Source organism: Neoroseomonas rubea, assembly GCF_016106015.1.
Lineage (GTDB): Bacteria > Pseudomonadota > Alphaproteobacteria > Acetobacterales > Acetobacteraceae > Neoroseomonas > Neoroseomonas rubea.
In genome coordinates this window covers 1-8,244 of record NZ_JACADQ010000169.1, presented here as the reverse complement: position 1 = coordinate 8,244, position 8,244 = coordinate 1, and the positions used below count along the sequence as shown (strand labels likewise).

8 protein-coding genes are annotated in these 8,244 nt (G+C 71.3%); 6 read left to right on the top strand and 2 right to left on the bottom strand.

Features of this window, described 5'->3' with window-relative positions:
* Window positions 1-97: 97 nt before the first annotated feature.
* Together HW577_RS15465 and argC are read left to right on the top strand one after the other, a co-directional pair.
* Window positions 98-1,060 carry a Bug family tripartite tricarboxylate transporter substrate binding protein gene (locus HW577_RS15465; RefSeq protein WP_198377052.1) on the top strand — a complete coding sequence of 321 codons (963 nt, stop codon included), beginning with the start codon at window positions 98-100 and terminating at the stop codon, window positions 1,058-1,060.
* A gap of 340 nt (window positions 1,061-1,400) precedes the next feature.
* The gene (argC, locus tag HW577_RS15460; protein WP_198377051.1) at window positions 1,401-2,378 is read left to right on the top strand and encodes an N-acetyl-gamma-glutamyl-phosphate reductase; all 978 of its coding nucleotides are present in this window, start codon (window positions 1,401-1,403) and stop codon (window positions 2,376-2,378) included.
* 53 nt (window positions 2,379-2,431) lie between these two features.
* On the opposite strand, the gene metX is transcribed toward argC, so the two are convergent.
* Window positions 2,432-3,604: a homoserine O-acetyltransferase MetX gene (gene metX, locus HW577_RS15455; protein ID WP_198377050.1), complete on the bottom strand. Its 1,173-nt coding sequence runs from the start codon at window positions 3,602-3,604 to the stop codon at window positions 2,432-2,434.
* Between the two features lie 90 nt (window positions 3,605-3,694).
* On the opposite strand from metX, the gene HW577_RS15450 reads away from it, so the two are divergent.
* The 4 genes from HW577_RS15450 to HW577_RS15435 are packed head-to-tail and all read left to right on the top strand — an operon-like array spanning window position 3,695 to window position 7,590.
* The gene (locus HW577_RS15450; RefSeq protein WP_198377049.1) at window positions 3,695-4,540 is read left to right on the top strand and encodes a chorismate mutase; all 846 of its coding nucleotides are present in this window, start codon (window positions 3,695-3,697) and stop codon (window positions 4,538-4,540) included.
* Entirely contained in the window at window positions 4,537-5,619 is a 1,083-nt protein-coding gene (hisC, locus tag HW577_RS15445; protein WP_198377048.1) for a histidinol-phosphate transaminase, read from the top strand. Before HW577_RS15450 ends, hisC begins: the two co-directional genes overlap by 4 nt.
* Window positions 5,612-6,499 carry a prephenate/arogenate dehydrogenase family protein gene (locus HW577_RS15440; protein ID WP_198377047.1) on the top strand — a complete coding sequence of 296 codons (888 nt, stop codon included), beginning with the start codon at window positions 5,612-5,614 and terminating at the stop codon, window positions 6,497-6,499. The genes hisC and HW577_RS15440 overlap by 8 nt, the downstream gene beginning before the upstream one ends.
* An 11-nt stretch (window positions 6,500-6,510) precedes the next feature.
* Complete coding sequence (locus HW577_RS15435) at window positions 6,511-7,590, top strand: hypothetical protein (protein ID WP_198377046.1); 1,080 nt, start codon at window positions 6,511-6,513, stop codon at window positions 7,588-7,590.
* On the opposite strand, the gene HW577_RS15430 is transcribed toward HW577_RS15435, so the two are convergent.
* On the bottom strand, window positions 7,580-8,244 hold a 665-nt coding region (locus HW577_RS15430; protein ID WP_198377045.1), incomplete at its 5' end, for an EcsC family protein. The two genes, HW577_RS15435 and HW577_RS15430, sit on opposite strands and share 11 nt — an antisense overlap.

Here is an 8,244-nt window from a genome sequence, read left to right as displayed (position 1 = left end):
CGTCGCCCGCGCCCCGCTTCCGCGCCACGCGGCACGCGCCTTGCTGACCCGGCCCGCGACGCGCCGCCACGGCGCCGCGAACCGGGAGCCTGAAACCATGATCCTCCGCCGCCGCCTGCTCGGGGCCGCGCCCCTGCTGCTCGCCACGCCCGCGATCGCCCAGGGGACGCGCAGCATCCGCCTGATCGCGGGCTTTCCGGCCGGCGGGCTCGCGGATGTGGTGGCCCGCTTGGTCGCGGGGCCGCTCGGCGAAGCGCTGGGGGCTTCCGTGGTGGTGGAGAACCGCACCGGCGCATCAGGCACCATCGCCGCGGATGCGGTGGCCAAGAGCGCGCCGGACGGCACGACGCTCGCCGTCAGCCACGCCATTCCCTTCGGCTTCGCGCCGGGCGTGCTGCCGTCCCTCACCTACGATCCGGTCGCGGATTTCCTGCACCTGGGCATGCTGGCGGAAGCGCCGACGGTGATGGTGGTGACGGCGCGGTCGCCCTTCGCGAGCCTGCCCGACCTGCTGGCCGCGGCGCGCACGCGTCCGGTGCGCTTCGGCTCCTCCGGCGTCGGCTCGGCAGAGCATTTCATGGGCGCGGTGATCGGGAAGGAGGCGGGGGCGGCGAACCTGGACCACGTGCCCTATCGCGGCACGCCGCCGGCGCTGCAGGACCTGCTGGCGGGGCAGGTGGAGGCGATCAACGCGCCGATCACCACGCTGGTGGCGCAGCTGCGCGACGGCTCGCTGCGCGCGCTGGCGGTTTCGACCGAACGCCGCGTGCCGGCGTTTCCGGATGTGCCGACGGTGGGCGAACTGGGGTTCGCGCGCGCGACGATGACGCAGTGGATCGGGCTGAGCGCGCCGCGACGGATGGCGGCGGCGGAAGCGGCGCGGATCTCGGCGGCCATTCCGGGCACCGTGGCGCGGCCGGAGATCGCGGCGCGGCTGGCGGAACTGGCATCGCCGCCGCGGACGCCGCTACTGGTGGGGGATGCGTTCCAGGGATTCGTGGCCGCGTTCCGCGACCATTGGGTGGGGGTGGCGCGGGCGGAGGGGATTGTGGCGGGGTGAGTCCGAAGAGCGTGTCTGTGCAGTACGCCGGAACTGTTTCGCCTGACCCACACCAGCCCGGTGGGGTGGGAGCGCAACAGCAAGCCGTCGTTGACAGATGTTCCGGCGGACCAATACCGTAGTCCTTGATGAAGAATATTTGTCTCCGCAGCACAATCCGACGCCGTCGCTGCTTCTCAGCGGTGGCTTCCTTGGCTGCGTGCAGACAAGCCCCTCCCCTGGTGAGGTCCGCTCCCTAGCGGTCCACCCCCGAGGCGGCATCAGCCCGCATCTCCGAACCCCCGCAGCCCCTGGCTTCGGGGGTTTTTCTTTGCCCTCACCCCAGCATCAGGAGACCACGATGAGCATTCGCGTCGGCATAGTCGGGATCAGCGGCTTTGGCGGCGGCGAGGCGATGCGCCTGATCGCGAGCCACCCGTCTTTCGAACTCGTCTACGCTGCAGGCGACGGCAGTGCCGGCAGCCGGTTGGGAGACCACTTCCCAGGTGCGCCGGCCAAGCTTGCCGAACTGGTGATCGAGAAGTGGGACCCTGCGTCCCTCCCGAAGCTCGACGTGCTGTTCGCGTCGCTGCCCACGGGCGCATCGGCCGGCGCGCTGGCACGCGTCCCCACGAGCGTGAAGATCGTGGATATCGGCGGCGACCACCGCTACGTCGAGGGTTGGGCGTATGGCTTGGCCGACGTCTGGCCAGCGCAGATCGAGGGTCAGAGCCGCGTGGCCAACCCCGGCTGCTTCCCCGCGGCGACACTCACCGCGCTGGCACCGCTGCTGGCCAACAAGCTGATCGAGCCGAGCAGCATCGTGATCGACGCCAAGACCGGCATCTCCGGCGCGGGCCGGGGCGGCGCCGACAGCAAGTTCGGCTACGCCGAGAGCAACGAGAACCTGGTGCCCTACGGCCTGCTCAAGCACGTCCACATGCCCGAGATGGCCAGGACGATCGAACGGCTGAGTGGCGACAGCGCGGCCGGGCTGGTGTTCACGCCACACTTGGTGCCGATGACCCGCGGTGTGCTCGCCACCATCTACTGCCGCGGCCACGCCACCACGAACGAGTGCCTGGACGCTGCGCGGCACTTCTACGCGGGGCGGGCGTTCATCCGCGTGACCGACAAGCCTCCGCAGACCAAATGGGCTACCGGCTCGAACCTCGCCTTCGTCAGTTATGCGGCCGACCCGGAGCGCAACCTGGTGATCGCGATGGGCGCGATCGACAATCTCGGCAAGGGAGCGGCCGGCCAGGCGGTGCAGAATGCGAACCTCATCTGCGGCCTACCCGAAACCGCGGGGCTGGATGGCGTATCTGTCTGGCCATGAGTGATTGTTGGCTGCATCAGATCTGCAAACCGACCCTGCCAGCTGATCCGCCCCTATGGAGAGACGGGCCCGTAAGCCCCCACCTTCTCCGCCGCCCCCCTGAGGAAACCGCCGAGCGCCGCATGAAACTCCGGCTCCTCCAGCAGGAAGGCGTCATGCCCCTTGTCGCTGTCGATCTCGACGAAGGACACGCGCGCCCCGGCGGCGTTCAGCGCGCGCACCACGGCACGGCTTTCCTCGGTCGGGAACAGCCAGTCGCTGCTGAAGGATGCGAGGAAGAACCGCGTCGCGGTGCCGGCGAAGGCGCGGGCCAGGTTGCCTTCGTGCTCGGCGGCCAGGTCGAAGAAATCCATCGCGCGGGTGATGGTCAGGTACGAATTCGCGTCGAAGCGGCGGACGAAGGTGCTGCCCTGGTGGCGGAGGTAGGACTCCACCTCGAACACGTCCTCCAGGAAGGTCAGCGCTGACGCCCCGCGCAGCCGCCGCCCGAATTTCCGCGTCAGCGCCTGTTCCGACAAATAGGTGATGTGCGCGACCATGCGCGCGACCGCCAACCCGCGCGCGGGGATGCGCCCATCCTCCCAGTACCGCCCGCCCATCCAATCCGGGTCGCCATGGATCGCCTGCCGCCCGACCTCGTGGAAGGCGATGTTCTGCGCGCTGTGATGCGCCGCGCAGGCGATGGGTGCTGCGGCGAGCACGGCATCCGGATAGGTCGCGGCCCATTCCAGCACCTGCATCCCGCCCATCGAGCCACCGATCACGGCAAGCCAACGCGCGATGCCGAGATGGTCCATCAGCCGCTTCTGCGCGCGGACCATGTCGCGGATCGTCACCTGCGGGAAATCGGTGCCCCAGGGCCGGCCCATCCCGCGCCCCTCGGCATCCGTCATCTCGGACCGCGGGCCGGTCGAGCCCATGCAGCCGCCCAGCACATTCGCGCAGACGAGGAAGTAGCGGTCGGTGTCCAGCGGCTTGCCGGGCCCGACGATGCTTTCCCACCAGCCGGGCTTGCCGGTCACGGGGTGGGGCTCGGCCAGGTACTGGTCCCCGGTCAAAGCGTGGCAGACGAGCACCGCGTTCGATCGTTCCGCGTTCAGCGTGCCATAGGTGCGGAAGGCGACGGTGAGCGGCACGACCACGGCGCCGCAATCCAGCGGCAGGCCGTCGGCAAAGACGGCGTGCTGGTGCGCGACCTCCGGCAAGGGGGCGACCACCTGGGACATGGGCGGCGATGCATAGGGCGCGCGCGCGGCCGCCGCAACGCCCCTGCGCCCTTGGCGGGCCGGGCCGCCCCGTCTATTGGGGGCTTCCCCATGCCAGACAGCCCCACGCCCGCCCCCGCCGAGGCCGAGATCGCCGCTCTGCGCGCCGAGATTGACCGCCTGGACGATGCCATGCACGACCTGCTGATGCGCCGGTCGGAGGTGGTCGGACGCCTTGCGGGCAGCCGTGCGAAGGGCAGCGGCCCGCCACTTCGCCCGGGGCGGGAAGCCGCGGTGCTGCGCCGGCTGCTCGCCCGCCATGCGGGGCCGCTGCCGCGCGACCGGCTCGTCCGCATCTGGCGGGAGATTTTCCAGGCCAGCACGGCGATCCAGGGCGCCTTTTCCGCCGCGGTCTATTCGCCCGACGCCGCGTCAGCCCACGCGGCGCTGGCGCGGGAGCATTTCGGCCCGGCCACACCCATGCGCATCCATCCGACCCCGGCGCGCGCCCTGGCCGCTGTCAGCGCGGGCGAAGCCTCCGCCGCCGTGCTGCCCGTGCCGTCCGAGGAAGGCGACGGGGTGGAAGGCGCCTGGTGGGCGCGGCTGGACGTGCCGCGGCTGCAGGTCGTCGCGCGCCTGCCCTTCGTCGCCCGGCCTGGTGAGGCGGAGGCGCTCGTCGTCGCCCCCGTCGCCCCCGACGCCTCCGGCCAGGACCGTTCTCTGCTGCTGATCGAGGCCGAGCCCGGCGCGGCGCGCGGGCGGATTTCCCAGGCGCTGGCCGATGCGGGCCTGGCCGTGGCGGGCCTTCTCGTCACCCGCGCGGAGGCGACGACGCGCGTGATCGCCGAGATCGACGGCTTCCTCACGCCCGGGGATGCGCGCATCGCCGCGCTGCCCTGGTCGCGCTGCACCATCCTCGGCGCCTATGCGGTGCCGGTCGCCGGAGACGCGCCATGACGCTGATGCCCCGCCCGTCGATCCTGTCCGTCGAGCCCTATGTCGGCGGGGAGTCGAAGATCCCGGGCGTGAACCGGATCGTGAAGCTCAGTTCCAACGAGGGCGCCTTCGGCCCGCCGCCAGCCGCCGTCGAGGCGATCCGCGCCATGGCGGCGGAGGCGCATCGCTACCCGGATGGTGGTGCCAAGGCGCTGCGGGAGGCGATCAGCGCGCGCTTCGGCCTCGACCCCGCGCGCATCGTGGTGGGCAACGGATCGGACGAGTTGCTCGCACTGCTGATCCTCGCCTATGGCGGCGAAGGCACCGAGCTGGTGATGAGCGCGCACGGCTTCATGATGTACGACATCACCGGCCGCTGGGCCGGCTGCCGCATCATCAAGGTGCCGGAGAAGAACCTCACCACCGACGTGGATGGCATGCTGGCTGCGGTCGGGCCGCGCACGCGCCTGATGTTCCTCGCCAACCCGAACAACCCGACCGGGTCGATCCTGCCGCAGGCCGAGGTGGACCGGCTGCGCGCGGGGCTGCGCGACGACATCCTGCTCGTGCTCGATTCCGCCTACGCCGAATACGTCACGCGGCCTGACTACGATGCGGGCGCGAAGCTGGTGGATGCCTCGGGCACTACCGTGATGACCCGGACCTTCTCGAAAATCTTTGGCATGGGAGGGATGCGGCTGGGCTGGTGCTACGCCCCGCAGGCCGTGATCGACGTGCTGGGCCGGGTGCGCGGACCGTTCAACGTGAACGCGGCCGCGATGGCGGCGGGCATCGCGGCGGTGGCCGAGAAGGGCTGGGTGGAATGCTCGGTCGAGCACAACACGCTGTGGCGCGGCAAGGTGAGCGACGCGCTGACCGCCATCGGCATCCGGGTCTGGCCGAGCGAGGGCAATTTCGTGCTCGCCGATTTCGGCACGGCCGCGCAGGCGAAGGCGGCGGACGACGCGCTGAAGGCGCGCGGCCTGATCGTCCGCGCCATGGGCGGCTACGGCCTGCCGCAATGCCTTCGCATCACCATCGGCACGGCCGAGGAATGCGGCCTGGTGATCGACGCGCTGACGGGCTTCATGCGTGGCTGAGCCGGTCTTCGAGCGGCTCTGCCTCGTCGGCATCGGGCTGATCGGGTCGTCGATCGCGCGCGTTGCGCGCAAGCGCGGCGACATCGCGCGCACCATCGTCGCCACGACGCGGCGCCGGGAAACGCTGGCGCGCGTGCGCGAGCTCGGCATCGTCGACGTGGTCGAGGACGACATCGGCCGCGCGGTGGAAGGCTGCGACGGCGTCATCCTGTGTGTCCCGGTCGGCGCCTATGCCGCGGTGATGGCGGAGATCGCGCCGCACCTCGCGCCGGGCTGCGTGCTGTCCGACGTGGGGTCCACCAAGGGCAGCGTGGTGCGCGACCTCTCGCCGCTGGTCCCGCCCGGCGTGCACCTGGTGCCCGCGCATCCCATGGCGGGCACCGAGCATTCGGGCCCGGATGCCGGCTTCGCCGAGCTGTTCGAAGGCCGCTACTGCATCGTCACGCCGCTGCCCGGCAGCGACCCCGTGGCGGTGGAGAAGGTGCGGGAGATGTGGCGCCGCTGCGGGTCGATGATCGAGACGCTCGACCCCGCCACGCATGACCGGGTGGTCGCCATCGTCTCCCATTTGCCGCACCTGATCGCCTTCACCATCTGCGGCACGGCGGACGACCTGGCGGAGGAGACGAAGGAGGCGGTGCTGAAGTTCGCCGCCTCCGGCTTCCGGGACTTCACCCGCATCGCGGCGAGCGACGTCGACATGTGGCGCGACGTCTTCCTGAACAACCGCGAGGCGCTGCTCGAGATGCTGGCGCGCTTTTCCGAGGACGCCCATGCGCTGGGGCGCGCCGTGCGCTACGGCCAGGCGGAGTTCATCGAGGACCGCATCCGGCGCGGGCGGAAGATCCGCAGGGAGCTGATCGAGCGGAAGCAGGCCTAGGACGGCTTCGCATGATCGCTGGGCGGGCTACACTGCCGCATCCCGGCACGACGGAAGGACGCCATGCCGCCCACGCCCCGCAGGCACTCTACATGCGTCGCCTGATCCGCCGCCTGCTCCTGGCGGCCATGCTGCTGGGCGCCGCGCCGGCCGGGGCGCAGACCGGCGACACGCTGCAGAACGCGCTGGATCGGCTCGACGCGCTGCAGGCCAGCCTCGCCCGTCGCGGCCCCGGCGTGCTCGGCATCATGGGCTACAACATGGTGCCGGACGGGTCCGCCAACGCCATTCAGGTGAACCGCACCACGGCATCCAACGAGCAGGGCTCCTCCGTCTTCACCCTCAGCCAGTTCGGCTTCGGCTTCACCTGGAGCGAGAGCTTCCCGCTGTTCACCGAGATCTACGCCGGCTACGCGCGCTACGATCCGCGCGCGGTCTTCACCGGGGCGGCCGCCCGGCGCACGCCGCTCCGCTGGAACAACTTCACCACGACGATCGGCGTCGGCTACGACATCCGCCTGGCGGAATACCTGTGGCTACGGCCGATCCTGAACGCCTCGCTCGGCTACGCGGCGGGCGACGCGACGCTGTTCGGCGCCTTCCTCAGCTACCGCACGGGCCGCGACATCCCGGCGCTGACCGACCGGCACGTGAATGTCTACGGCCTCGGCGGGTCGCTCGTGCTCGCCTACTACGACTACCGGCCGGAGCGGGACATCGATGTCGAGCTCCGCTACACGCAGCTGCACCTTCAGACCTTCGGCGACACGATGCGCGCCGCGCGCGGCAGCTCGGTCGCGCAGACGGTGGGGCTGTGGACGCGCTATCGCTGGCCGACCGGCTGGGAAGCCTTCGGCCGCCCGGTGCGCTGGGTGATCGACGGATCCTTCACCAGCTATTTCGGCGACCAGGAACAGGTTCTCGGCTTTTCCTGGGCGGCCAAGGTCGGTGGGGGGCTCGAGGTCGATCTCGGCCGCTACGAGATCGGCGCCATGGGCATCAACGTCTCCCGCGTCCGCCTGATCGGCCGCTATTTCTACGGCGATGGCGGGGTAACCGGCACCTCGGTCGGCCTCGGCATCAGCTTCTGACGCCGCGGGCTACGAAGGGCGCGTCCCGCGTCGCGGCCAGCCCGTCCCAGGCCGCGCGCACCGTGGCCGCGCCATGCGCGCGTTCCAGCCGCCGCAGCGCGAAGTGGCCGCGGGCGACACTGCGAAAATGTTCGAGGAAGGCGATGTTCACCGCCGCCCCCGCCGCCGCGCCGATCACCGGCGCCGCCTGGGCCGTCAGCTTCAGCCCGACCGGACCGACGAAGCGCGACGCCACCGCGGCGACAAAGCCCGGCACCAGCGTGCGCCCGACCGCGCCCTTCAGCGCCTCCGCCAGCGCAAGACGCACCGCGAAGTAGCCGCTCTCCGACGCATCGTCCGACGGGCTGGTGCCGCCCAGCGCGAAGACCTTCAGGCATTCCGCGGCTGCCTCGGGTGCGGCAAGGTCTTCCCCCGCCTCCGCCGCCACGGCGGCGACCTGGCGGAGCAGGATGGTGGTGGAGACCGGCAGTTCCGCCAGTGTGCCCGGCAGCCCGAAAGCGCCGCCCAGCGCGCCCGAGGCGGCGGCAAGCCCGCGATGGAACCAGGCGGAGGAGACCGGCAGCGGCGTCGCCGCCGGGCCCGAGGCCAGCGCCGCCTTCATCGCCGCCGACAGCGCGCCGCGCACCGCCCCGTCCAGCCCGCCCTGGATCGCCG

Excerpts from the sequence above, each read along its gene's own strand:
- hisC (WP_198377048.1), top strand. The coding sequence starts at position 4,537 with ATGACGCTGATGCCCCGCCCGTCGATCCTGTCCGTCGAGCCCTATGTC.
- HW577_RS15450 (WP_198377049.1), top strand. The coding sequence starts at position 3,695 with ATGCCAGACAGCCCCACGCCCGCCCCCGCCGAGGCCGAGATCGCCGCT.
- metX (WP_198377050.1), bottom strand. The coding sequence starts at position 3,604 with ATGTCCCAGGTGGTCGCCCCCTTGCCGGAGGTCGCGCACCAGCACGCC.
- HW577_RS15435 (WP_198377046.1), top strand. The coding sequence starts at position 6,511 with ATGATCGCTGGGCGGGCTACACTGCCGCATCCCGGCACGACGGAAGGA.
- argC (WP_198377051.1), top strand. The coding sequence starts at position 1,401 with ATGAGCATTCGCGTCGGCATAGTCGGGATCAGCGGCTTTGGCGGCGGC.
- HW577_RS15465 (WP_198377052.1), top strand. The coding sequence starts at position 98 with ATGATCCTCCGCCGCCGCCTGCTCGGGGCCGCGCCCCTGCTGCTCGCC.